The organism is Pseudomonas sp. SAS7 (assembly GCF_052112345.1).
GTDB lineage: Bacteria > Pseudomonadota > Gammaproteobacteria > Pseudomonadales > Pseudomonadaceae > Aquipseudomonas > Aquipseudomonas putida_Q.
In genome coordinates, this window is sequence record NZ_JBEGGO010000001.1 from 61180 (window position 1) to 84186 (window position 23007).

At 60.1% G+C, this 23007-nt stretch carries 22 protein-coding genes and 2 pseudogenes; 12 read left to right on the plus strand and 12 right to left on the minus strand.

What is annotated here, in order from left to right:
* Positions 1 to 71: 71 nt before the first annotated feature.
* Positions 72 to 5192, minus strand: coding sequence for a RecQ family ATP-dependent DNA helicase (locus tag ABI582_RS00295; protein WP_442118024.1), 5121 nt, complete (start codon positions 5190 to 5192; stop codon positions 72 to 74).
* 308 nt (positions 5193 to 5500) lie between these two features.
* On the opposite strand from ABI582_RS00295, the pseudogene ABI582_RS00300 reads away from it, so the two are divergent.
* From ABI582_RS00300 to ABI582_RS00310, 3 genes and pseudogenes are all read left to right on the plus strand, one after another.
* Positions 5501 to 5569, plus strand: a pseudogene (locus ABI582_RS00300) (type II toxin-antitoxin system PrlF family antitoxin); the annotation flags it as partial.
* A gap of 222 nt (positions 5570 to 5791) precedes the next feature.
* Positions 5792 to 6283: a DUF1543 domain-containing protein gene (locus ABI582_RS00305; RefSeq protein ID WP_338747187.1), complete on the plus strand. Its 492-nt coding sequence runs from the start codon at positions 5792 to 5794 to the stop codon at positions 6281 to 6283.
* Positions 6284 to 6293: 10 nt separating this feature from the next.
* Positions 6294 to 6503: pseudogene (locus ABI582_RS00310) on the plus strand (heme-binding protein); the annotation flags it as partial.
* Between the two features lie 9 nt (positions 6504 to 6512).
* On the opposite strand, the gene ABI582_RS00315 reads toward ABI582_RS00310, so the two are convergent.
* The gene (locus ABI582_RS00315) at positions 6513 to 7400 is read right to left on the minus strand and encodes a MerR family transcriptional regulator (RefSeq protein WP_442118025.1); all 888 of its coding nucleotides are present in this window, start codon (positions 7398 to 7400) and stop codon (positions 6513 to 6515) included.
* Between the two features lie 154 nt (positions 7401 to 7554).
* Here ABI582_RS00315 and ABI582_RS00320 point away from each other — a divergent pair, with 154 nt between their 5' ends.
* The 7 genes from ABI582_RS00320 (at position 7555) to ABI582_RS00350 (ending at position 13061) form a co-directional block, all read left to right on the plus strand.
* A complete protein-coding gene (locus ABI582_RS00320; protein WP_442118026.1) occupies positions 7555 to 8001 on the plus strand; it encodes a PAS domain S-box protein in 447 nt (148 codons plus the stop codon).
* Between the two features lie 103 nt (positions 8002 to 8104).
* Positions 8105 to 8527 (plus strand): nuclear transport factor 2 family protein, encoded by a 423-nt coding sequence (locus ABI582_RS00325; RefSeq protein ID WP_338747184.1) that lies wholly within the window; start codon positions 8105 to 8107, stop codon positions 8525 to 8527.
* Positions 8524 to 9276: an SDR family NAD(P)-dependent oxidoreductase gene (locus tag ABI582_RS00330; RefSeq protein ID WP_338747183.1), complete on the plus strand. Its 753-nt coding sequence runs from the start codon at positions 8524 to 8526 to the stop codon at positions 9274 to 9276. Before ABI582_RS00325 ends, ABI582_RS00330 begins: the two co-directional genes overlap by 4 nt.
* A 6-nt stretch (positions 9277 to 9282) precedes the next feature.
* Positions 9283 to 10530 (plus strand): NAD(P)/FAD-dependent oxidoreductase, encoded by a 1248-nt coding sequence (locus ABI582_RS00335; RefSeq protein WP_442118027.1) that lies wholly within the window; start codon positions 9283 to 9285, stop codon positions 10528 to 10530.
* A complete protein-coding gene (locus tag ABI582_RS00340) occupies positions 10527 to 11336 on the plus strand; it encodes a DUF1365 domain-containing protein (RefSeq protein WP_338747181.1) in 810 nt (269 codons plus the stop codon). The genes ABI582_RS00335 and ABI582_RS00340 overlap by 4 nt, the downstream gene beginning before the upstream one ends.
* Positions 11311 to 12573 carry a class I SAM-dependent methyltransferase gene (locus ABI582_RS00345; RefSeq protein WP_442118028.1) on the plus strand — a complete coding sequence of 421 codons (1263 nt, stop codon included), beginning with the start codon at positions 11311 to 11313 and terminating at the stop codon, positions 12571 to 12573. The genes ABI582_RS00340 and ABI582_RS00345 overlap by 26 nt, the downstream gene beginning before the upstream one ends.
* On the plus strand, positions 12573 to 13061 hold the full coding sequence (locus tag ABI582_RS00350) for a DUF2878 domain-containing protein (protein WP_442118029.1): 489 nt from the start codon (positions 12573 to 12575) through the stop codon (positions 13059 to 13061). Before ABI582_RS00345 ends, ABI582_RS00350 begins: the two co-directional genes overlap by 1 nt.
* Here the strand turns inward: ABI582_RS00350 and ABI582_RS00355 are convergent.
* From ABI582_RS00355 to ABI582_RS00390, 8 genes are all read right to left on the minus strand, one after another.
* Complete coding sequence (locus ABI582_RS00355; RefSeq protein ID WP_442118030.1) at positions 12999 to 13181, minus strand: DUF2256 domain-containing protein; 183 nt, start codon at positions 13179 to 13181, stop codon at positions 12999 to 13001. The two genes, ABI582_RS00350 and ABI582_RS00355, sit on opposite strands and share 63 nt — an antisense overlap.
* On the minus strand, positions 13178 to 14704 hold the full coding sequence (locus tag ABI582_RS00360) for a cryptochrome/photolyase family protein (RefSeq protein ID WP_442118031.1): 1527 nt from the start codon (positions 14702 to 14704) through the stop codon (positions 13178 to 13180). Before ABI582_RS00360 ends, ABI582_RS00355 begins: the two co-directional genes overlap by 4 nt.
* A gap of 8 nt (positions 14705 to 14712) precedes the next feature.
* Positions 14713 to 15018: a DUF6482 family protein gene (locus ABI582_RS00365; protein ID WP_338747176.1), complete on the minus strand. Its 306-nt coding sequence runs from the start codon at positions 15016 to 15018 to the stop codon at positions 14713 to 14715.
* The gene (locus ABI582_RS00370) at positions 15015 to 15551 is read right to left on the minus strand and encodes a DUF3833 domain-containing protein (protein WP_442118032.1); all 537 of its coding nucleotides are present in this window, start codon (positions 15549 to 15551) and stop codon (positions 15015 to 15017) included. Before ABI582_RS00370 ends, ABI582_RS00365 begins: the two co-directional genes overlap by 4 nt.
* A 2-nt stretch (positions 15552 to 15553) precedes the next feature.
* Positions 15554 to 16093, minus strand: a complete 540-nt coding sequence (locus ABI582_RS00375; RefSeq protein WP_442118421.1) for a chalcone isomerase family protein — start codon at positions 16091 to 16093, stop codon at positions 15554 to 15556.
* A gap of 97 nt (positions 16094 to 16190) precedes the next feature.
* Positions 16191 to 16751, minus strand: coding sequence for a hypothetical protein (locus ABI582_RS00380; RefSeq protein WP_442118033.1), 561 nt, complete (start codon positions 16749 to 16751; stop codon positions 16191 to 16193).
* Positions 16752 to 16980: 229 nt separating this feature from the next.
* Positions 16981 to 17829, minus strand: coding sequence for a non-homologous end joining protein Ku (gene ku / locus ABI582_RS00385; RefSeq protein WP_442118034.1), 849 nt, complete (start codon positions 17827 to 17829; stop codon positions 16981 to 16983).
* A 118-nt stretch (positions 17830 to 17947) separates the two neighbouring features.
* Positions 17948 to 18898, minus strand: a complete 951-nt coding sequence (locus ABI582_RS00390; RefSeq protein WP_442118035.1) for a GlxA family transcriptional regulator — start codon at positions 18896 to 18898, stop codon at positions 17948 to 17950.
* 105 nt (positions 18899 to 19003) lie between these two features.
* Between ABI582_RS00390 and ABI582_RS00395 the strand changes: the two genes are divergently transcribed.
* Entirely contained in the window at positions 19004 to 19801 is a 798-nt protein-coding gene (locus ABI582_RS00395) for an SDR family NAD(P)-dependent oxidoreductase (RefSeq protein ID WP_338747174.1), read from the plus strand.
* A 171-nt stretch (positions 19802 to 19972) separates the two neighbouring features.
* The gene (locus ABI582_RS00400) at positions 19973 to 20980 is read left to right on the plus strand and encodes a zinc-binding alcohol dehydrogenase family protein (RefSeq protein WP_442118036.1); all 1008 of its coding nucleotides are present in this window, start codon (positions 19973 to 19975) and stop codon (positions 20978 to 20980) included.
* 7 nt (positions 20981 to 20987) lie between these two features.
* Here ABI582_RS00400 and ABI582_RS00405 read toward each other — a convergent pair whose 3' ends face one another.
* Positions 20988 to 21932, minus strand: coding sequence for a LysR substrate-binding domain-containing protein (locus ABI582_RS00405; RefSeq protein ID WP_442118037.1), 945 nt, complete (start codon positions 21930 to 21932; stop codon positions 20988 to 20990).
* A 16-nt stretch (positions 21933 to 21948) separates the two neighbouring features.
* Positions 21949 to 22992, minus strand: coding sequence for a methionine synthase (locus ABI582_RS00410; protein WP_338747171.1), 1044 nt, complete (start codon positions 22990 to 22992; stop codon positions 21949 to 21951).
* Positions 22993 to 23007 lie beyond the last annotated feature (15 nt).

The following is a 23007-nucleotide window of genomic DNA, read 5'->3' on the forward strand; positions in this document are numbered from 1 at the left end:
GATAGCGATGTAAGTATCGCTTCCTGGCGTCCGTTGTCACGGGGCAGGCCCACCCGTTTTCAAAAAAACACCTACCATCTCCCTCTCGGCACAACCACTTCCCAGCGATCACACTTATTCAAATTCCTGAATTGCTCCTCACCATCCTCTGCAAACCGCACCATGACGGCAGCGACTTCGCATTGATCGAAGCCGATCGGTGGTTGGAATGACTTGGCGGTTCGCCCTACCACGTTGCCTTGCCTGTCGAGGAGTCGATAGCGGCCAGCCTCTTCCTTCAGCGTCAGTGGATCCCCCTCGCGAAGCGCCTCAACCGCCTTATGTATCCGGGCATGCAGTGACTGACGACCGGTAAAACCAATATCGATTTCCTTCAGCGTGAGTTGCTGAAAGCGCACGTCCAACTCAGGAAGAGGTTGCCCCTGAAAACCATGCTGCTGAATATTCGTCAGGCTGCGACTGAATGGATTACCATCAGCGAACTCACACAACGTCAGGGTCTGTTCAGCTCGCGTCATCCCCACGTAATACAAACGTCGCTCATCGGCCAGGGTATTGACCTGAGCGCTCCAACCGCCATCCAGCAAAACGACATGGCGGAACTCCAGCCCTTTGGCCGAATGCACGGTGCCCAGACAGAGGCCTTCCTTCGGCTGCTGGCGCAATTCACGGGCGTAGTCGTACAGCCAGTCGATCAGGGCACCACTGCCAACTTGGCAGTCGCCTAATTCTCCTCGCATTTGCTCAAAGGCCGTATGGAAAAAGCTCTTCCACTCGGCTTCCATCAGTTGGTTACTACCCGACAAACGCTGCCATGCATTAGCCGCGCACACAACGCCTTGGATTTCTCGCAGATAGTCAGTTGCAGCGATAAAAGTGCGCTGCCGAGTAATGGGTAACGCCGTTTCCTTGTCTGCTGCCAGGAAATAAGGAATATCGTGCTGCTCGCACCAAGCCTGGATTGGCCACAGATAGCGGTGCGTCCGAGCCAGAACCGCACAGCCGTTCCAACATCCGGGCTCAAGCTTCACTAACCGCTCCAACTCCTCCATGGACGCCTGAGCCTGCAAATTGCCGCGCTCACGGTCGCTCGAGTCGATCAGCAATCTCAGTACCCGGCCTTTGCGTTGCTCATCCTGCTCTTCCCATAGCCCGCCGGCAGGCAGCTCCTGCCGAGCCTTGTCGATCCGGATAGGGTCGGCCTCTTTCAGTCGCGCCGTATTCTGGCCAATGAGCTGGTTAGCCGCCTCAATGATGCACAGGGAAGAACGGTAGTTATCGACTAGGAAGCTGGTCGACGCCTCATAGTCTTCGCGGAAGCGTTCAATATAACGATTGCTGGTGTCGCGCCAGGCATAGATGTTCTGGTCATCATCGCCTACCGCCATGATGCACAACCGGCCATCCTCTTCGGCGTGTCGCCCAGCTAGAGCACTGACCAGACGGTACTGCAGATCATCAATGTCCTGGTATTCGTCAACCAAGATGTAACGGTATCCGCGCAGCAGTTGCTCGCGGAGGTCGTCCTCGCCCTCAAGATTGCGCCTACCCTCCAGCAACTCGACGGCATCGCTTAATACCTGCTCGAGAGCTCGCTCGTCGACAGTCGCGCTTCGTTCAAAACGGGTTCCGGTCAAGCGCATGGCCATGCTGTGATAAGTCAGAACGCTCACGCCATAGGCGTCGCCCCCGACCAGGGTCAACAGCCGTTTGCGGATCTCGTTTGCCGCATGGCGGTTGAACGTCAACGCCACAATGCTGGTCGCTGGTACTCGCCGCACCCGCAGCAGGTAAGCGATGCGATGCACGATCACTCGTGTCTTGCCGGAGCCCGGTCCAGCCAGCACTAGCCGATTGATATCGTCATCGTCGGCGACGATCAGTTTCTGAGTGGTGCTCAGCGAGTCGATGATCGATTTCCATGACTCCTCACTGGTCGCCAACTTGAGCACGTCCTCTCGCCCATTAAAATGCCGCTTGATGAACGTCTGTTTGGAGTCGGTGAAGTAATCGAGCACCAGGCGCAACGCCTCAGCCATCTCCTTCAGCGCCACTTCGGCATATTCACGCATCACATGAACCTGAACACGCTTCTCGCGGTAGTGCTCGTCGAGTCGCAAGTAGTCCTCCTTGAGAAAGGTCTTGCGCTTGTCTTCCTTCTTGACCTCGATGGTCATAGCCCGGCGCATGACCGTCATGCCATGGTTGAGTGTCAAAATGTCCTGCCTATGCAAATAGAGCAGGACATGCTCAGTCACCTTGCGACGCCTGTTAGGCGGAATCAGATGCGGCAGTTCGAGGTCACTTTCGATCACCCGGAGCAATTCGCCAAAACTTGTTTCGACCAGCAGATCCGAGCCGCGCAATCCTGCCGGTAGTTTACCGACCAACAGTTCCAGGAACTTGCTCGCCAATACGCGCCGCACGTCACCAAAGCCAACGATCTTCGCCCAGGAATGACCACCCTTGATGCGGAGTTTGAGGTAGTCACGATTGAGTTGCCTGAGCTCAAAGCTACTGCGTTGCTGATCATCCGCATCATGATCCTGGGCCAGGCTGCGCAACAGCCGAAGCACATGCAGCGGGAGCAGCTCCTCCAGCCCTGTCGTTGCCTTAAGTTCAGCGGTCAGTGACGGCAGATTCAGATCCTGCCAACCGCCCTGCTCGGCGTCCGGCGCCAACTCTGGCAAGCACCGCAGCAATGCCTTTTCCAGCGCCAGGGTATTATGCAGGCGCTGGCTGGAAGCCCCCGTAACACCATGGCGCACATACAGCGTTATCTGCGAATCATTTACCAGCAGTCCCATCTCCTCCAACTGCTTGAGTGCGCTGGCGACCTCCTCCGATTCCAGGCTGGTCAACTGCATCAACTGGTCGGTATTTACCCGCTCATCAGCATCGGCGCCATAGAGAAAGCGCAGAATAGCCCTGAACTCCTCCAATCGACGTTGCGGCAACGCGGCCTTCAACAAACGTTTCTCGGCCTCTTCCTCGCTCACATCCAGCCGTGCTGGGAAAATCTGCGTATGGTTTTCCTCACGTTTGAGGTAGTCACCACGCTCCAGCCAAGCAACCGCCGTAACGACCTTGGTTTCGGCATCACGCTCATCCGCGGAAAAGCTGGTTTCAACGTTTTCGTCTAACAGGATTTCGCCCGCCGTGATGATCAGCTTGCCACCTTTGCGTCGACTGCTCTCGTTACGCAACTTGCGCAGGATCTGCTGGATGTCACGGATGCTGAGCTTCGAGCGCTCGCTCATGCCGAACTGGGTTTCGATGTCTTGTGGGTCGTACAACAGCACACAACGCGCATCGTCCTGATCACGCCCAGCCCTGCCCGCCTCCTGCAGGTAGTTCTCCAGGGAGCCTGGTATGTCGGCGTGTACAACGAGACGGATATCTGCCTTGTCCACGCCCATCCCGAAAGCGTTGGTAGCAACAATGATTTTCAGTTGCCCAGCCTTGAAATCGTCCTGAATATCCGTTTTGGTGTTGGGCTCGATACCGGCATGGAAGTGTTTGCAAGGCCAGCCTTGGCCAATCAGGAAATCGGACAGTTCCTCAGCACTCTTGCGGCTGGAAACGAAGACAACTGCACCGCCCTCCTGAGCATCCAGGTGCTCACGCAGTAGCCCATCCGTACGCGACCACTTCTCTGCCTTGGTGCAGGGCAGCACGTCAAAATGCAGATTGGTTCGCTCGTGCCCTCCAGGGAAAACCTTGAATTCAATGCCCAGGCTTTCCCTGAAGTGGCTCTGGATATCCGCAAGCACATCGGGCTTGGCCGTCGCGGTAAAACAGCCGATCTGCGCCAGCGGTTGGTCATCGGTGTACTCCCGGATAAAGCGGGACACATAAAGGTAATCTGGCCGAAAGTCGCTGCCCCATTTCGACAGGCAATGCGCCTCATCGAATATCCAAGCACCAACCTGACGCTGACGGATCGCTCGCCGGAAAGCCTTGTTGCGGAACTGCTCGGGCGACGCCAGCAAAATGCCTACGTCGCCCATCTGGATCTTCTCCAGTACCTCCGCGCGCTCCGGCATAGTAAGCAGGCCATTCAGGGCTGCGGCGCACTGGACGTTGCGCTCCAGTAGTCCGTCGACCTGATCCTTCATCAGTGACTGCAACGGCGAAACGATGACGGTAAGACTGCCGTTACGATGGAACCGGTTCAATGCCGGCAATTGATAACATAGCGACTTGCCTCCGCCGGTCGCCAAGATGGCCAATACGTGCTGGCCACGCATGCCGGCCAGCACGATATCGTGCTGAAGACTCTGCCCTGGCCGTTCGTAGCGAAAATCAGGGAAGCCAAAGTAGCGCTTCAGTTCGTGGCGTGGGTCATGAGTCATCTGACAGTACTGACAATCCTCGCGCTCACACGGCACATCACGTAGCTCGGAGATTAGCCGCCCAACCTCTGGAAACTGGTGTCGGACCCAAGGCGCCAACACCGAGTTGCCGCCAGACACCCGGAGCCAGGCCAACACATAGGCCAGTGACCAATGCAATTCTTCCCCTTGAAGGTCGTCGTCGAGCAATTGCTCCAGTCGTGCCCGACATACTTTCAAATCCCGCGTTTGCGAAGGATCCGTCTCTTGCAGCAATTGCGGAACCAGCATTTTGAGCTCGGATACAGATACCAAAGACTGCCCGGTCAAGGATGCGAAGAAGTCTCCCATGTCTCCCCTCATACTCGGCGTCAGCAGCGCCTGATAGCAGAGAAGCTCCATCTGGTTGGTCTCGTTCAACTGCGTGAAGGCCTGGCGTTGATCTTGAAAAAGAACCAACGTCGAGCGGCAGTCGGACAACGGCGAGTTCAGACTGTCACGAATAAGTTTGTAATCCTTGATCAGCCGGTGATACGGGTTTTGTGGAAACGCCAGTGGCGACAAACGCAGAGTATCGATGACCGGCAGAGCATGCAGAGCCATACCAGGCATATGCTCGCGCAAGATAGGCAGATCGTGGTCGATAACATTGTGTCCGAGTACGAAGCTCGCCCCCTCGGACAGGGCATCCAACTGCTGCAAGGCCAGGGACGGGTTTCCAGAAACCTTTAGCTCCAACTCCGCCCCCGAATCAGGCCGAAGGGCACCTACCATCATGATACGTGCAGGTTCATTGTTCTTGGGCGGCACCACCTCAAGATCGAAAATCAGGCCTTTGGATTGAGGAAGTGAAGACATCAAACGGGCATTCCCTGCTCAGTTAGTGCGACAATCATCATTCAACACATGAACGATGGAAGTGATGGGCATCATCATGCCATCAAGCATCGATAAGAGATATCTGGATGCACCCCTACAAGACACTTGGCGCACTGCCCACCTCGCTCGGCTTGCTGAAGCTTAAATCCAACATAGCGTGTACCAAGCCCATTCTGTGCCAGTTAGTCCCCATAATTATAGAATTGACGCCCTGCCCATCAAGCGACTTGATTCCTTGAACCAGTGTCTTATCGCTTAATTTCGAGTTTAACCCTCAGCTCAATGGATTTGGTTTGCTGGAGGCTGATATCCGAAGCGGGCGCAACCTCACCACCCTGCCGGAAGACTTGGCGCAACTATGCTCACCAACACAAACCACAGGCAGCAGACCCCATCCATACGCCGTATTCGAGAGGATGCTGGGCCGGCGAGTGTCCAAATGTTCTTGGGGGCCCCTACAGCCTGTAAGATGCCCTGGCAAGGCGCCCCCAGGCGCAAATTCAGCGCCCGCTTTCATGGCCGACAGGCGCCATAATCCGCAGAATACTTCGTCTTCTGCCCCCCTGAAGGATTTGCTCATGCTGTACGTAGTCATGCTCGGTGGCCGCCATCCACGGGCCAGTATCGAGGTACACGACGTGCTGTTCGCGCAGGCAGACTCACTGCAGCAGGCGTATCCGCAATTGCGTGAGGGTTGGTTCGGCAGCCGTGCAGGCTTGCACATCGACTCGTGGCTGGAAGTCGACGGTATCGATCACTACCGTGTCGCGTTCAGCCAGATGGCGCCAGGGCCGGATGACCCGCGGCTGTTCTTCATCAACCTGGGCGGCTACGAGCCGCAGGTGTTTGGCGAGGCGCACCGCTACCTGCTGGTAGTGGCCAAGGACAAGGCCCAGGCCAAGCAACTGGGCAAGCAACGCATGCAGGCAGGCTGGCTCAAACCGCATACCGATGCAGTAGTGGAGGTAGACGACTGCCTGCCCGTCGACCTGGTGGGTGGGCGTTATGTGCACTTGATCGAAGGCGCACATGGCGGGCTGCGGCAATGCAGCGACTATATCCTGCTGTGAGGATCAAACACGTGAACTGGCGCATCGTGCGCAGGCCATGCCGGCATTCTTCGCTGCCATCAACTGCCTCACCGACGGCGAGGTCATCCCGGTAGCGGGCGGTATCCTCCTGCGCAACACCGATGGCCACCTGCTGGGCGCCATCGGCCTCAGCGGCGATACCTCGGACAATGACGAGCGCTGCGCGCCATTGGCTATCGAAGCGCTGGGGCTGATTTAAACCCCTGGGTCAAACGTCAAGCGCACCACGGTGCAATGCGTTCAGCCTGTGCGCGGCGTCAGCCCCTCCCTCGTCCAGAAGACATAGCGGAATTCCGCTCAAGGCTGGCTGCGGATCGGTCAGCCCCTCGCCAATCACCGCCAGCGGGCACACAATGTCCATCTGCAATGCTCGCAAGCGCTTGGCCAAGGCGGGGCTGACAGGCGACCGGACTTTTATCACCAGTGCCGCAGGCTGCATGGCCGCGCACACCATAGGCAGCTCTTCCAGCGGCTGCCCGCAACCAAGCACTTCGATGCGCTGTTGCTCGCTGCTCAACAGCAGCCCGGCGCACAACACACTCAGTTCGGCTTGCCCATCGGTACCTGCTAGCAAAACCTGCGGCGCATCCACCTGGTTCATCTGCAAACGCAGCAGCAAGCGGGCGCGCAAGAACGTGTCGAGAAACAACCATTGGCTACGCTGGCCAGGCGCGGAGGCTGAAGCCAGCTCATGCCAAACCGGCATCAGCACTTCACGCAGCACGGTGGCCTTGGGCAAGAGCGTGAACAATTGACCATGGATCCCCTCCAGTGCCGGCCCGTCGAATGCCTTGGCTGCGCGCCCCACGGCGGCGCGCCAATCGTCAAAGGCCGAATGCGGCTGCACAGACGCCTCAGGCTGGCCTGCGAGCAGATCGCCGACCTTGCTGATGGGCAGGCCGTTGGCGGTCCAGCGCAAGATGTCGCGTATGCGCTGGACATCCCGGGCCGTGTACAGGCGATGGCCACCCTCGGTGCGCTGTGGGCGTATCAGCCCATGGCGACGCTCCCAGGCACGCAAGGTCACCGGATTGATGCCGGTCAAGCTGACCACATCGCGCATGGGTAGCAAATCAGGTGGGGTGGCGTCTGTCATAACGAGGGGTCATCCGGGTGGTGATACATTCTAAACCCAGATGCACCTTCTGCGGTGAGCCTGCCTGGTTCATCATGCTACAAACGGCGCTGAAGCCTTCTGCACAGAAGCTACGCTGCGCATATCGCACACGAAACGCCTGTAGGTGGGCCCCATGATCAACGCAAAACTCCTGCAACTGATGGTCGAGCATTCCAACGATGGCATCGTCGTTGCCGAGCAGGAAGGCACTGACAGCATCCTTATCTACGTCAACCCGGCCTTCGAGCGCCTGACCGGCTATAGCGCCGAGAATATCCTCTATCAGGACTGCCGTTTTCTTCAGGGCGAAGACCATGACCAGGCGGGCCTGGCAACCATCCGCGAGGCGATCCGCGAAGGCCGCCCCTGCTGCCAGGTGCTGCGCAACTACCGCAAGGACGGGAGCCTGTTCTGGAATGAGTTGTCCATTACCCCCGTGTACAACGAGGCGGACCAGCTGACGTACTACATCGGCATTCAGCGCGATGTCACAGCGCAGGTATTCGCCGAAGAAAAGGTACGCGAACTGGAGGCTGAGGTGGCTGAATTGCGTCGGCAACTGGGTCAGGCCGGTCGCTGACAAAAAACCTGTACAAGATCTTTGACTTGTATAGATTAACGCTTAGGCTTCAGTTATACCTGTACAACAAATCAATTGTGTACAGGATTACCTGGAGCCCAGCATGTCAGCGTACCTACAGCAATTCGCCGAGCGCTTCGCCAGCCTCGATGGGGCTAACCTCGGCACGCTGGAAAAGCTGTACAGCGAAGATGTCACCTTTCGTGATCCACTGCACCAGATACAGGGGCTGCCGGCCCTGCGCGAATACTTCGAGCAGCTGTACGCCAACGCCACCGGTATCCGCTACGCGTTTACCAGCGCCGACGAGGTGAGGCCTGGGCAGGGCTACCTGCGCTGGACACTACAGTTTTGCCACCCACGCCTGGCCCGCGGCCAGCCGATCACCTTGCAAGGGTGTAGCTGCCTGCATTGGCGCGACCGTGTACATTTTCACCAGGACTATTTCGACGCCGGCGCCCTGCTTTATGAACACCTCCCCCTCATGGGCGGTGCCATCCGCTGGCTCAAAGGCAGGCTGGCATGAGCCGCTGCTGGTTGACCGGCGCCAGTAGCGGTATTGGTGCAGCACTCGCACACATCCTTTTGGAGCAAGGCCATCAGGTTGCCTTGGGCGGGCGGCATGCCGATCGCCTTGCCCCTCTGGCCGAAAAATTTCCCGGGCAGGTATTGCTGGCCGTTGGCGATCTTGACAACCCGCAGCAGGTCGCCGGGATCGCCGCGCAGATCGAGCAGGCCTGGGGCGGGCTGGACATGGCCATTCTCAATGCCGGCACCTGCGAATACCTGGAGCCGGGGCATTTCGACCCCGCGTTGGTCGAACGTGTAATGCGCACAAACCTGCTGGGCGTCAGCTACTGCCTGGCGGCGGCACTGCCCCTGCTTCGCAACGGCCAGCGCCCCCACCTGGTGGTGATGGGTAGTTCGGTGACCTGGCTGGCCCTGCCCCGTGCGGGTGCCTATGGCGCGTCCAAGGCCGCGGTGCGCTATTTGGTTGAGTCACAGCGAATCGACCTGGCTCGCGAGGGTATCGCGGTCACTCTGGTCAGCCCCGGCTTCGTCGATACGCCACTGACGCGTCGCAATGATTTCTCCATGCCACAGCTGTGGACTGCACAGCGCGCCGCCAGGCATATCGCCACGCGCCTGCCCCGGCGCCCATTGGAAATCAATTTCCCCGGTCTTTTCACCCTGGTGTTGCGCCTCTTGGGGGCGCTACCCGCGCGCTTGCGTCTGGCACTCGGCCAGCGCCTCGCCCGCCATGAACAGGAATGATGATCCATGCGTATCGCAATCATCGGCAGTGGCATCGCGGGGCTGACCTGTGCCCATCTGCTGTCACGCAAGCACGAAGTAACGGTTTTCGAAGCCGAGCAGTGGGTCGGGGGCCACACGCATACCCTCGATGTGGTCTGGAAGGGCCAGCGCCATGCCATAGATACCGGCTTCATCGTTTTCAACGACTGGACCTACCCACACTTCATCCGGTTGCTCGACCAGCTCAAAGTCGCTTCGCAGCCGACCGAGATGAGTTTCTCCGTGCATGACCCGGTCAATGGCCTGGAGTACAACGGCCACGACCTGAACACACTGTTTGCCCAACGCCGCAACCTGGTGTCCCCGGGTTTCTGGGGCATGATCCGGGATATTCTGCGGTTCAACCGCCAGGCACTGGCCGACCTGGAAAACCAGCGTATCGATGCCAACACCACCCTGGGCGCCTACCTTCAGGCACAGCGCTATGGGCAGCGCTTCATCGACCATTACATCGTGCCGATGGGGTCGGCGATCTGGTCGATGTCCCGCGCCGACATGCTTCACTTCCCCCTTGAGTTCTTCGTGCGCTTCTGTCGCAACCACGGCTTGCTGTCGGTCAACCAGCGCCCACAGTGGCGGGTGATCAAAGGCGGTTCGCGCAGCTATGTCGCGCCGCTGTGCCAACCGTTCGCTGATCGCATCCGCCTCAACTGCAAGGTTCACCGGGTTAGCCGCGACCAAGGTGGGGTGACCCTCGTGAGCGCAGCCGGCACCGAACGCTTCGACAACGTGGTGTTCGCCTGCCACAGCGACCAGGCGCTGGCGTTGCTGGAAAGCCCCAGCACACAGGAGCGCGCCGTGCTCGGCGCCATCGGCTACGCCAGCAACGACGTTGTGCTGCATACCGATACCCGTCTGCTACCGCGCCGCAAGAGCGCCTGGGCCAGCTGGAACTACCGCCTGGGCGGCCCAGAGCAGGCTCCCGCCGCGCTGACCTACAACATGAACATCCTGCAAGGTATCCAGGCACCAACCACCTTCTGCGTGAGCCTCAACCAGACCGCGCAGATCGACCCGGCGCAGGTGATTGCCCGCTTCCAGTATGCCCATCCGCAATACAGCATTGCGGCGTCCGCCGCACAGGCGTGCCAGGCACAGCTGCAGGGCCAGCAGCACAGTTATTTCTGTGGCGCCTACTGGGGCAACGGCTTTCATGAGGACGGGGTGGTCAGCGCGCTGAAGGTGGCTGCGCACTTCGGGGAGCAATTGTGAACAGCAGCCTTTGTCTGGGCTGGATCAGCCACCGTCGGCTGACGCCGCGGCTGCATGCTTTCCGCTATCGGATCGGCATGTTCTACCTGGACCTGGACGAACAAGCCTGGCTGATGGGCCTGTCACGCTGGCTGGGGCGCTGGCGCCTGGCACCGCTGTGCTGGCGCGAAACCGACTACCTGCCAGCGCAGACCCGCCACGGCGAAACCCTGGCCCAGGCCGCACGCTTATTGGTCGCGCAAGCCACGGGGCATATGCCCGAAGGCCCGGTGCGGCTGCTCACGCAACTGCGTTGCTGGGGGCTGTCGTTCAACCCGGTGAGCTTCTATTTCTGCCATGACCGCGACGGCAGCCTGAAAGCGATCCTGATGGAGGTGCGCAACACCCCGTGGCGCGAGCGTTTTCATTACGTGCTGCCGGTGCAAGAGAACCTAGGCAAGCCCTTCACCGTGGCCAAAGCCTTCCATGTTTCGCCGTTCATGCCACTGAACATGGACTATCACCTGCGCTTTTCCCTGAGCGCGGACCATGTACGCATCCACATGCAGAACTGGCAAGACGGCCGCAAGGTGTTCGAGGCCGACCTCGCCCTGCACCGTCAGCCACTGGATGGCATCGGGCTGCGTCGGTACGTCATGACCTTCCCATGGATGAGCCTGCGCACTGTCTCGGCCATCTACTGGCAGGCGTTACGCCTGTTACTCAAGCGCACCCCCGTGCATGACCACTCCACCCGCCAGCATGACCTGGCGCTCGGCCAACCTTGCGAGGACCCTGTCGATGTCGAATCCCACCCTGAGCGTTAGCAAGTTCGCAGGCCTTGCGCCATTGCTCGGCGGGCTGGCACGAAGCGCCGTTCTCGCCCAGCTGGGCAAGCTGCGCCACGGCCACCTGCGCCTGCTCAGGCACGGGCAGCAGTGGAGTTTCGGTGATGCCGAAAGCCCGTTCCAGGCCGAGGTGGAGATCCTCGATGACGCTACCTGGGGCCTGATCGCCGGCAATGGCTCGATCGGTGCTGGCGAAGCCTACATCCACGGCTATTGGCGAAGCCCCGACTTGGCGCTGGTTACGCGCCTGTTCGTCGCCAACCTTGAAGTGCTGGACGCGCTCGAAGGTGGCCTGGCCCGCTTGGGCCGCCCAGCCCTGCGGCTGCTGCACCGGCTCAACCGCAACAACAAGCGCGGTGCCCGGCGCAACATTCTGGCGCACTACGACCTGGGCAATGCCCTGTTCGAACAGCTGCTGGACCCCACCATGATGTATTCGGCCGCGCAATTCGAGCATGCTGGTCAAACACTGGAGCAAGCCCAGTTGCACAAGCTGGAGCGCATCTGCCAGAAGCTTGAACTGCGCCCTGACGACCACCTGCTGGAAATTGGCAGCGGCTGGGGTAGCCTGGCCATCCATGCAGCCAGCCAATTCGGCTGCAGGGTCACCACCACGACGCTGTCCGAGGCGCAGTACAGCCATACCCTGGCGCGCGTCCGGGCCCTGGGGCTGGGGCAGCGCGTGAAGGTGCTGCGCGAAGACTACCGTGACCTGCAAGGCACTTTCGACAAGCTGGTTTCGATAGAAATGATCGAGGCTGTCGGCCATCGGTACCTTCCCGCGTATTTCCGCCAGTGTGCCTCGCTACTCAAGCCCGACGGCCTGATGCTGTTGCAGGCGATCACCATCCGTGACCAGCGCTACGCCCAGGCGCGGCGCTCGGTCGACTTCATCCAGCGCTATATTTTCCCCGGTGGCGCCCTGCCCTCGCTGAGCGTGTTGCTAGACACCGCCAGCCGACACACCGGACTCAACCTCATTCACATGGAGGACTTTGGCCAGGACTATGCCCACACCCTGCGGCACTGGCGTGAAAACCTGCGTCAGGCGCGCACAGCACTGGCAGACCTAGGCTACGACGACATGTTCCAGCGCCTGTGGGAGTTCTACCTGTGTTACTGCCAGGGCGGTTTCGAGGAGCGTACCATCGGCGTTGCGCACCTGCTGTGGGCTGCGCCACTGGCACGGCGCGCGCCCTTGCCTGACGGTGCCTGATGCCCGGGCGCTGGCTGGTCGCCAATGCCATCTGGTTGCAGGCCGGCTGGTGGATTTGCGTGCTAGGCGCCGAAAGACCCTGGCTATTGCTGCTGGTGATTGCGGGTGTGGCGGTACACTTGCGCCTGTGCCCGGACGTTAATGCCGAATTCAGGGCACTGTTGTGCGTCACCTTGGCTGGGTGTGTGCTCGACAGTGTGCTGGGGGCAATGGGCGTGTTCGGTTTCGACGCTTGGCCGCTGCCACTATGGCTGGCGCTACTGTGGCTAGTACTGGCCAGCGGCATGCGCCACAGCCTGGCATGGGCTGGCAGGCGCTGGCGGATCGGTGCGCTGCTGGGCGCACTCGGCGGCCCCCTGGCCTATTTAGGCGGCGCAAGGCTGGCGGATGTGGCCCTGCCGTTGGGCGCGCTGCAAACCGGCCTGCTACTGATGCCGATTTGGGCCTTGGCCCTGCCCCTGCTCGCGCGCCTCGCGGCTCGGCGCTGACCTGCGGCATCGCTCGGAGCAGTAGCGCACCTGTTCCCAACAGCGAGCCCAGCGCTTGCGCCAGTTGAACGGCCGGCCACACACCACGCAGACCTTGCTGGGCAAAAGGCTCTTTTTCATAACGCCTGCTGCGCATCGAGTTGCGCCAACAGTGCCTGGCCACGCTGCCACACGGCGTCTCGCCGGCTAGCCATCATGCCATCGAGGCTACGATAGACCAGGGTCAGACGCGGGTTCGTCGACAGCACGGGGCGATGGCGGATGAGAAAATGCCAGTACAGGGCATTGAACGGGCAGGCCCCCTCCTCGATCACCTGGTCGACCCTGTAACTGCAAGCCTTGCAATGATCGGACATGCGCTGGATGTAACGACCGCTGGCGCAGTAGGGTTTGGACCCCAGGTAGCCGCCGTCGGCGTGCATCACCATGCCAAGCGTGTTGGGCAGCTCGACCCAGTCGAAGGCATCCATATAGACCGCCAGGTACCACTCACAAATCGCGGTGGGTACGATACCGGCCAGCAAGGCGAAGTTGCCGGTCACCATCAGCCGCTGGATATGGTGAGCGTAGCCCAGCCGCAGGGTCTGCCCGATGGCTTGCTCCATACAGCGCATGCGGGTGCGCCCGGTCCAGTAGAAATCAGGCAACGCTCGTTGGTTGCCAAGGTGATTGAGCCCGGCATACTCCGGCATGCGCAGCCAGTAGACACCGCGCACATACTCGCGCCAGCCGATCAACTGGCGAATGAAGCCTTCAGCTGCATTAAGCGGTACCCGCCCCTCGCGCCAGGCCTTGTCGACCTCCTGACACAGACAACGCACATCCAGCAGACCGATATTGAGCGCTGCACTGATGCGCGCATGGAACAGGTGCGGCTCACCCTCGGCCATTGCGTCCTGGTAATCGCCAAAAGCCGCCAGGCCGAAATCCATAAAGTGCTGCCAGAGCTGCTTTGCCTCGGTATGGGTCACGGGGTAGTCGAAGCCGTCGATGGCCCCGTAGTGATCGCTGAAGCGCTGACGTACCAAGGCAACCACCGCTGTCGTGATTCCGTCCTGCGGGAAATGCGCAGCGAATGGCCCACGCAACTGGCGTGGCAATGACTTGCGGTTGTCGCCATCAAAATTCCACGTCCCACCTGCCGGGCTCCCGTCGGGCTCCATAAGCAGGCCGGTTCGCTTGCGCATGCCACGGTAGAAGTGCTCCATACGCAGCTGCCGACGCTCATGGGCCCAGCGCGCGAAGGCTTCGCGGGAGCACAGAAAACGCCTGTCCCGATGCCACACGAGGGGCAATGCGGCATCACGCAAAGCCTGCTCCAGGCGCCACTCCCCGCACTCGGTCAGGTGAATATGCGTGGCGCCCAAGGCGTGTTGCCAGCGACGCAATTCGCCAACGATGCTACCGCTGTTGCCGTCAGCATCAAGCTCGACATAATGCACTTGCCAACCCCGCTCGCGCAGGGCCTGGGCAAAGTGCCGCATGGCGCTGAAGATCAGAACGATCTTCAGCGGATGATGCGGCACGTACCGGGCCTCGCCCTCCACTTCCGCCATCAAGACAGCATCGCGTGCAGGATCAAGGGCCGCCAGGCTTGCCAGGTCGAACGACAGCTGGTCACCCAGCACAAGGCCCAGACGCATCGTTCAGGCTACCACTGGCTGGTGAGCGTTACCGGTACGCGCAGCGGTGCAACGGGGCCGTCACGTTGCCCACACATCTCATCATGCACCCCCTGCTGTACCAGCATGCAGGGCACTGATGGCAGGTCGGCCAGCAATTGCCGCAGCTCGGTAGTGGAGCGCACGCGAACGGGCTGCCCATGGGCATCGCACAATGTCACGGGGCCTGCGTCGGTCAAGGCGCGCAGGAGGTAAAAACCACCCTCCAGCGACAGCAGTTCAAGTTCCTTGGCTTCGCCGGTGGATACCAGCTGGGCAAGCGCGATCAGGTTCATGGTGTGCCCTCTGGCAGGCGGCGGAAGAGCAGGGTGATCTGGCCCACCTCCACGCCCAGCTTGCTCATGCTCGAGCGGTTGATCAGGGTGTCGTCATCCATGAGGTACATCCAGTCGTCCAGGTCTACCTGCCAGTGCCGGCCATCAACGGGCAAGTCCAGCTGGTAACGCCATCGCAGCGCGTTACCCGCCACTTCACCGCGCGCTTCACCGATCACGTCCCCCGCGGTTCCGCGCCAGCGGCCAGGCCCGTCAGGCACCAGCGTCCAGGTACGCTGCTGGCGAGTGCCATCGCTGTATAGAAAATGCTCGTCCAGAATCAGCCGCTCACCTTCGCGGCGGCTGTCGATGCGCACGTGGAAGCGCTTGACCACTTCCCCGGACCGCTTCTGGAACATCCCCCAGGCCTGCACCGGCCGCGAGAAGAATGCCGCCAGGTCGAGTTTCGGTTGCTCCTGGGCATAGTGCTCGACACCGACATTGCCACAGCTGCCCAGAAGCAGGCAGGAAGCCAGCAACAGTACTTTGTACATGTTCATGTTCCTCGGTCGTTGCCAGCCAGCCCCAGTAGGCGCTGACGCAGTTGGGTATCCCTGGCACGGGGGTCGAGCCAGATGGCAAAGAACGCTCGGGCAAAGACCGGGTCGGCGATTTCGCGGCTGAATTTACCGCCGACGTAAAAACGGCAACCCTGCCCCGGCAGGTACAAGCCCGTAATGCGCATGCCGGGGTGCACGTCCACGAATGCCTGTTCAATCGCATGGGTCCACGCCGTGCGTTGTTGCGACGTTATGCTGCCACCGTTGAGGCGGCGCATTTCCTCAAGGGTGGCCTGTACCAATGTGCCCTTGGACAACGATCGGTGATAGAGGAGCTCAAGGGCGAAAGGCTGGTTCCAGTCATGAACTGGCCCTGCTGTCCATAATTGGGCTGTGTAAAGACGCAGGCCAAACCAGGTGAACTCACCCACGCCCAGGCGTTTTGCCGCAGGCAACTCCGCTCGCCAGTCCGCCGCTGCCGTCGACAGGGCAGCCAATAGCAGACAAAGGCAGGTCCAACGAGCACGGTGCGCCATGCTGACCTCGATCACACCCAAATACTGTACAACAATAGCACTTTGTACAGTTATAACGCTGCACTGTATAGATTTTAATGGACGCAGTCACCCTCGATCAGGTGAGTAGCGATATCACCAGGTCCGCAATATTGATAGGTACGAATGCCACGGTAAGCAGCGCATAGGCCTTGCGCGAGCTGGCTGCAAACACACACAGCGGGATCACGATCATAATCACGTCGAAGGCGCCCCAAAGCGCCAGGGGCGAAACGCCGAACAAGAGAATGTTGACGATAAACCCAAGCAGGTAATAGCCCGACAGGAACAGCAGCGCGTATCGGCCATCCTGCTCGAAATACACACGAAGGCCCTCGAGTTCGTCCTCACTTCTGCTGGGCAACACCAGCGCCGAGGAAACAAACAGCGCGAGTGCCAGCAGCACCAGCAGCAAAAACTCCTGGAACGTGAAACTGCCCCTTACTTGCGGCAGCGTATTGACCGCCCACCAGAAATCCATCTGTGTGGTGAACAGCATGACTGCCCAGACCAGGGCTACCCAGTCTGGGGTTGCATTGCGACGGATTCGGAAGACGGTTAACGCCCCCAGAAGCAGGCGTGTGACAGAAAGGCCCAATACCATAGACAGGACAGTAGCAACGATAGGGAAATTGCTCATGGGGCCTCCTGCTGATCACGACTCTGGACAGCGTAGGCGGCGAACAGAAAATGTCGCGCTATTATGGCCCCGGGCTTTTACGGGCGGGGCTCACGGGCGCTGTCTCTGCATCCGGGTAATGGGGCTGCGTTGGGCCCATCCATCGGATGCCAGCGCCTGTATCGTCGAGCCCCATGCCGAACGGGTTGGATTACAAGGCCCTAAGCACAGGGTCTGCGAGTGTCTACCATCAGGAAGCCTTGCGCGGCCGTTTGGCAGCCGGCTTCCCGCCCTTGTCCTTGTCCTTGTCCTTCCCGCCGAGGCTGCGCTTGAGCAGTTCGGTGAGGTCGAGGATATCCGCGCCTTTTTCCGCGCCGGTACCCTCCCCTTTGTCCACCGTCTCGATCTTGCCTTTGCTGGCCTTCTCTTCCACCAGGTCCAGGATCGTCTGGCGAAACGCATCATGGTACTCATCCGGCGCCCATGACCCGCTCATGTCTTCGACCAGGCGCTTGGCCATGGCCAGTTCGCGCTTGTCGACCTTGACATCGGTCACGCTCTTGTCGAGCTCAAGGATGTCCACGCCACGCACCTCCTCGGGCCAGCGCAGGGTGATCAGCACCAAGGCGTCCCCCAGTGGCCGCAGCAGCGCCAGGTGCTGGCGGGTATGCAGCACCACGGTGGCCAATGCCACCTTGCCGGTGCTCTCCAGCGTGTCGCGCAGCAGTGCGTAGACTTTACCGCCGCGGCGGTCGGGGCTCAGGTAATAGGGGGTGTCGAAGTGCTGTAGCGGAATCTCGCCAGCCTCGACAAACGAGAATATATCGATGGTCTGGGTCGCCTCGGGGCGCGCGTCGCGGATCTCTTGCTCACTGATCACCACGTAGCGGCCCTTTTCGTACTCCACACCTTTGACAATGTTGTCCTTGTCGATTTCCTTGCCGGTGACCTTGTTCACCCGCTTGTAGCCCACTGGCTCCATGCTTCGCTTGTCGAGCCAGTCAAAATCAACCCGCTCGGAGCTCACCGCAACGTTGAGCGAAACGGGAATGTGCACCAGCCCGAAACTGATCGCGCCCTTCCAGATGGCCCGCGCCATGTCGACCTCCTATGCCTTCAACAGTGTAACGGCCCCATTAGTGAAATTGGACTGGCGGCAAGTGCGAAGGTTTAGTCTGGTTGCTTGATGGCAATGAGATAGGTCGGCCCCCTTTTCATCATATGGAGACCAACCGCCGAGCATCCCTTCGCACGGCTTGAGGGGGCACACCAAAACCACGGATGAACACCTCCCGCATATGCCGGCGGTCCCTGAAGCCGGTCTCCCTGGCCACTACGTCCAGGCTGTGCAGACTCTGCTCGATCATTAGCCGGGCAGCCTCCAGCCGCAGGCTCTCGACGGCCCTGGCAGGGGATTGTCCGGTCTCGGCGGTAAACACCCGGGTGAACTGCCGCGGGCTCAGGTGCACCACGTCCGCAAGCTCTTCCACGCTCAATGGGCGGCTGAGGTGCTTGCGTGCGTAGTCCAGCGCACTCTGGATACGGTCCGATTTGGGTGAGAGCGTCAACAGTTCGGAGTGTTGGGACTGCCCGCCAGAACGACGTTGGTGCATGACCAGCTTGTGCGCCACCGACCTGGCTATTTCGCTGCCCAAGTCTTTTTCCACCATGCCCAGCGCCATGTCCAGGGCAGCGGTCATGCCAGCGGACGTCCATATCGGCCCATCGACGATGAAAATCCGGTCTTCCTCGACATCGATTTCAGGGTGCAGCTCGCGCAACTTGGGCGCATAAGCCCAGTGGGTGGTCGCGCGCCGGCCATTCAGCACGCCGGCTTGCGCCAGCATGAAACAGCCGGTGCAAAGGCCTGCTGTGCGACGCGCACCGTCGACAAAACCACGCACGCTGGCCAGTACCTCCTCGCTGGGCGGCGTCAGAGGCGTCAGTGTGCCGGTGACCATCCAGGTGTCGGCCAGGCCCGGCGCACCCAAGGGCAGCGTGTCGATATGCATCCCCAGGGATGAGCGCACCGTGCCGCCCTCGATGGAAAAGTTCTGGATCCTGTAAACGGCTTCGCCAGCCACGATATTGGTGAGCTCAAACACGGTTTGCGTCGCCAGGGACATGATCTGGAAGCCTTCGGTGATGAGGTAGCCGACCCGATGCATTGCTGATGCCCTCTGCGCTATGTCCTAAAACCGCACTATATGCGTCGTTCAAGACAAAAACCACCTGCTGCATGATGGCTCCATACCAACCAACGGAGCATCAGCATGACGCAGCAATTCAAAGGCACCGCGCTCATTACGGGCGCCTCAACCGGCATCGGTTCGATCTATGCAGAGCAGCTGGCCCGCCGCGGCTACGACCTGGTGCTGGTGGCACGCAACCGGGACCGCCTCAATGCATTGGCTGGCCGCCTTACCACCGAAACCCGGCAGAACGTGGAGGTGTTCCCGGCAGACCTGGCCAATGCAGATGACCTGGCCAAGGTAGAACGCAAACTGCGCGAAGATGCCAGCATCAGCATGCTGGTGAACAACGCAGGGATCGGCACCCATACCAGCCTGCTGGAAAGTGACGTTGAGCGCATGGCGCAAATGATCACCCTCAACGTCACCGCCCTCACCCGCCTTACCTATGCAGCTGTTCCCGGCTTCGTCGCGCGCAAGCATGGCGCGCTCATCAACATCTCGTCCATCGTGAGCCTGGCACCCGAACTGCTCAACGGCGTGTACGGCGGCAGCAAGGCCTACGTCACCGCCTTCACCCAGTCGCTGAACAGGGAGCTAGCGGACAAAGGCATCAAGGTTCAGGCAGTACTGCCTGGGGCCACCGCGACCGACTTCTGGCAGACCGGTGGCTTGCCAGTCGAGAACCTGGACCCAGGCATCGTGATGTCTGCCCAGGACCTGGTGGACGGTGCCCTGCAGGACTTCGACAACAGTGTGCTGATCTCCCTGCCGTCGGTGCACGACCTGCAGGCCTTCGATCACTACGAAGCCAGCCGGCAAGCCTTGTTCGGCCAGCTGTCCAGCAACCAGCTCGCGAAGCGCTACAGCGCCAAGTGATCAGCAGTCAGAGCAAACGTGGTCGAGGATTGTGAAGCGACCAGCCAGGCCACGGGCGCTTCACACCATTTTCATTGCAAGCGAGAAAGTCTTACTCCACTCAGGCTGTTTTTTGAGTGAATCGAATCGAATAGTCTGAACCCACTTTTCGCATCCCCAGAGGCAGCGCCAATGAAGGCAGTCGTTTACACCCAGCCCGGTTTACCCATCCAGGACCCACAATCGCTGTATGACGCGCAACTGCCCACGCCCCAAACGGGTGCCCGCGATCTGCTTGTCGAAGTCAGGGCAATCGCCGTAAACCCGGTCGATACCAAGATCCGTGCAAGCCGTGGCGGCGAGCAACCACAAGTGCTCGGTTGGGACACAGTTGGGGTTGTCCGCGAGGTAGGGCCGCAGGTAACGTTGTTCCAGCCGGGCGATGAGGTTTTCTACGCCGGTGCCATTGACCGACCTGGCTGCTACAGCGAGCTTCACATGGTGGACGAGCGCATTGTCGGGCACAAGCCCCGCAGCCTGGACGATGCAAGCGCCGCCGCTTTGCCGCTTACCTCCATTACCGCCTGGGAACTGCTGTTCGACCGCCTGGGCGTTGAAGAAAATGGTGGCAAGAACCATAGCCTTCTGGTTATCGGTGCCGCCGGCGGAGTTGGCTCGATCCTGGTGCAACTTGCCCGCAAGCTCACACAGCTCACGGTCATTGGCACCGCCTCAAGGCCAGAAACCCAGGCCTGGGTACAGGAAGCGGGAGCCCATCATGTGATCGACCACCGTGAATCAATTCCGCTTCAGCTCGAAGCGCTCAAGCTGGGCCCGGTCGATTATGTCATCAGCCTGACCCACACTGACACCTACCTCCCGCAATTGGTAGAGGTGCTTCGCCCACAAGGCAAGCTCGCGCTGATCGACGACCCGGCGCAACTGGATGTCATGCCGCTCAAGCGCAAGTCGCTTTCACTGCACTGGGAGCTCATGTTCACGCGTTCGCTGTACAAGACCGAAGACATGATCAAACAGCACCAGTTGCTCGAACGCGTTTCGCGTCTGGTCGATGATGGCATTCTCAAGACGACCTTGGGCGAGCACTACGGCAAGATCAACGCCGAGCACCTCAAGCGCGCCCACGCCATGATCGAGAGTGGAAAAGCACGCGGCAAGCTCGTGTTGGAAGGGTTCTGACGCCCTGTCATGCGCCCGACGGCCACGCCGCGCGCCCGGACACTGCATTGACGCCCTCCAGGGTCGCAAACGAAATGTCTTTCGCCGTGAGCAGAAAATCACTCATGTAAGGCACTTCGAGCATGTCGCTGCGTACCGCCGCGAACAGCGTAGCCTGCAACCCTGCTTCGCCCAGGCGCTTGGCCAGGACATAGCCGCGGGTGGTGTACTCATGCACCGCCCAGTTCGGCAAGCAGCAAACACCCCGGCCGCTGGCCACCAACTGCATCATCATCACGGTCATTTCTGCAGTACGGACTTGGGCAGGTTCGATGTCGGCCGGGTCGAAGAAACGGGTGAAGATGTCCAGGCGGTTTCGCTCGATCGGGTACGTGATCAAGGTCTGGCTGGCAATGTCGGCAGGCTCCAGATACGGCTTTTCGCGCAGGGGATGATGCTTGTCGATGGCCAGCATCGCCTCGTACCCAAACAACGGCACGTAGGTGATACCCGGCAGGGTCACCGGGTCGGACGTCACCACAAGGTCGAGGTCCCCCCGCTCCAGGGCCGGCAGCGGGGCAAACGACAACCCCGACGCCAGGTCCAGCTCAACTTCCGGCCAGGCGCAGCGAAACTCGTCCAGCGAGGGCATCAGCCATTGATAGCAGCTGTGGCACTCGATCGCGATGTGCAGCCGGTCGGCTGTGCCGCCAGCCAGCTTGCTCAGGTTACGCTCCGTGGTGCGGATCAGTGGCAGCACCTGGTCGGCCAGTTGCAGCAGCTTGAGACCCGCAGTGGTGAAACGTACCGGTTTGGACTTGCGCACAAACACGGTCATGCCAACCCGGGTTTCCAGCTCGCGGAACTGGTGCGATAACGCCGACTGGGTCAGGTGCAGGCGTTCGGCTGCCTCGGGCAGGCTGTCCGTTTCGCGCAAGGCATGCAGAGTGCGTAGGTGTCTCAAGTCAATCATGAGCAGAGGGCAACGCTCACGCCGCACCAAGGTTGCTAGAGAGTTCTCTGCGGACGATTTCTGCACCCGCACTCAACGCTCTGAGCTTGCCGCTGGCGACCCTACGCGGTAAGGGCGCCATGCCACAGTTGGTGCAAGGATAGAGCTTGTCTGCCTCTACAAATTGCAGGGCCTTGCGCAGGGTATTGGCCACTTCCTCGGGTGTTTCAATGGTGTGGCTGGCCACATCAATCGCGCCGACCATCACCTTCTTGCCTCGGATCAGCTCAAGCAGGTCCATGGGTACATGGGAGTTGTGGCATTCCAGCGAAATGATATCGATGCTGGACTTCTGCAGCCTGGGGAAGGCTTCTTCATACTGCCGCCACTCTGATCCCAAGGTCTTTTTCCAGTCCGTGTTGGCTTTGATGCCGTAGCCATAGCAGATATGCACAGCGGTTTCACACTTGAGGCCTTCGATGGCCCTTTCCAGGGTGGCAACGCCCCAATCATTCACCTCATCAAAGAAGACATTGAAGGCAGGTTCATCAAACTGAATGATGTCAACACCGGCAGCCTCTAGCTCCCTGGCTTCCTGGTTAAGAATCTTGGCAAACTCCCAGGCCAGTTTTTCGCGGCTTTTGTAATGGCTGTCATACAGCGTATCGATCATGGTCATGGGGCCTGGCAGCGCCCATTTTATCGGCTGCCCGGTCTGCTGACGCAAAAACTTGGCATCTTCGACAAATACCGGCTTTTGCCGGGCCACAGCACCCACCACTGTGGGGACGCTTGCATCATAACGATCACGGATCCGGACCGTCTCGCGTTTCTCGAAATCGACGCCGCTCAGGTGCTCGACGAAGGTCGTCACAAAGTGTTGGCGCGTTTGTTCACCATCACTGACGATATCAATACCGGCGTATTGTTGCTCCTGCAATGCCAAGCGCAGGGCATCCTGCTTGCCTTCAATCAATGCCTCATCTTGCAGTTTCCAAGGTGACCAGAGCGTTTCGGGCTCTGCGAGCCAGGAGGGTTTAGGCAAACTGCCGGCAGTCGAAGTGGGTAACAACTTTTTCACGAGGGAAGACCTTAT

Coding starts and splice junctions, on each gene's coding strand:
- ABI582_RS00350 (WP_442118029.1), top strand. CDS start 12,573: ATGCCCGGGCGCTGGCTGGTCGCCAATGCCATCTGGTTGCAGGCCGGC.
- ABI582_RS00295 (WP_442118024.1), bottom strand. CDS start 5,192: ATGTCTTCACTTCCTCAATCCAAAGGCCTGATTTTCGATCTTGAGGTG.
- ABI582_RS00375 (WP_442118421.1), bottom strand. CDS start 16,093: ATGGCGCACCGTGCTCGTTGGACCTGCCTTTGTCTGCTATTGGCTGCC.
- ABI582_RS00330 (WP_338747183.1), top strand. CDS start 8,524: ATGAGCCGCTGCTGGTTGACCGGCGCCAGTAGCGGTATTGGTGCAGCA.
- ABI582_RS00395 (WP_338747174.1), top strand. CDS start 19,004: ATGACGCAGCAATTCAAAGGCACCGCGCTCATTACGGGCGCCTCAACC.
- ABI582_RS00355 (WP_442118030.1), bottom strand. CDS start 13,181: ATGAAAAAGAGCCTTTTGCCCAGCAAGGTCTGCGTGGTGTGTGGCCGG.
- ABI582_RS00325 (WP_338747184.1), top strand. CDS start 8,105: ATGTCAGCGTACCTACAGCAATTCGCCGAGCGCTTCGCCAGCCTCGAT.
- ABI582_RS00365 (WP_338747176.1), bottom strand. CDS start 15,018: ATGAACCTGATCGCGCTTGCCCAGCTGGTATCCACCGGCGAAGCCAAG.
- ABI582_RS00380 (WP_442118033.1), bottom strand. CDS start 16,751: ATGAGCAATTTCCCTATCGTTGCTACTGTCCTGTCTATGGTATTGGGC.
- ABI582_RS00370 (WP_442118032.1), bottom strand. CDS start 15,551: ATGTACAAAGTACTGTTGCTGGCTTCCTGCCTGCTTCTGGGCAGCTGT.
- ABI582_RS00345 (WP_442118028.1), top strand. CDS start 11,311: ATGTCGAATCCCACCCTGAGCGTTAGCAAGTTCGCAGGCCTTGCGCCA.
- ABI582_RS00315 (WP_442118025.1), bottom strand. CDS start 7,400: ATGACAGACGCCACCCCACCTGATTTGCTACCCATGCGCGATGTGGTC.
- ABI582_RS00405 (WP_442118037.1), bottom strand. CDS start 21,932: ATGATTGACTTGAGACACCTACGCACTCTGCATGCCTTGCGCGAAACG.
- ABI582_RS00390 (WP_442118035.1), bottom strand. CDS start 18,898: ATGCATCGGGTCGGCTACCTCATCACCGAAGGCTTCCAGATCATGTCC.
- ABI582_RS00305 (WP_338747187.1), top strand. CDS start 5,792: ATGCTGTACGTAGTCATGCTCGGTGGCCGCCATCCACGGGCCAGTATC.
- ku (WP_442118034.1), bottom strand. CDS start 17,829: ATGGCGCGGGCCATCTGGAAGGGCGCGATCAGTTTCGGGCTGGTGCAC.
- ABI582_RS00320 (WP_442118026.1), top strand. CDS start 7,555: ATGATCAACGCAAAACTCCTGCAACTGATGGTCGAGCATTCCAACGAT.
- ABI582_RS00400 (WP_442118036.1), top strand. CDS start 19,973: ATGAAGGCAGTCGTTTACACCCAGCCCGGTTTACCCATCCAGGACCCA.
- ABI582_RS00335 (WP_442118027.1), top strand. CDS start 9,283: ATGCGTATCGCAATCATCGGCAGTGGCATCGCGGGGCTGACCTGTGCC.
- ABI582_RS00360 (WP_442118031.1), bottom strand. CDS start 14,704: ATGCGTCTGGGCCTTGTGCTGGGTGACCAGCTGTCGTTCGACCTGGCA.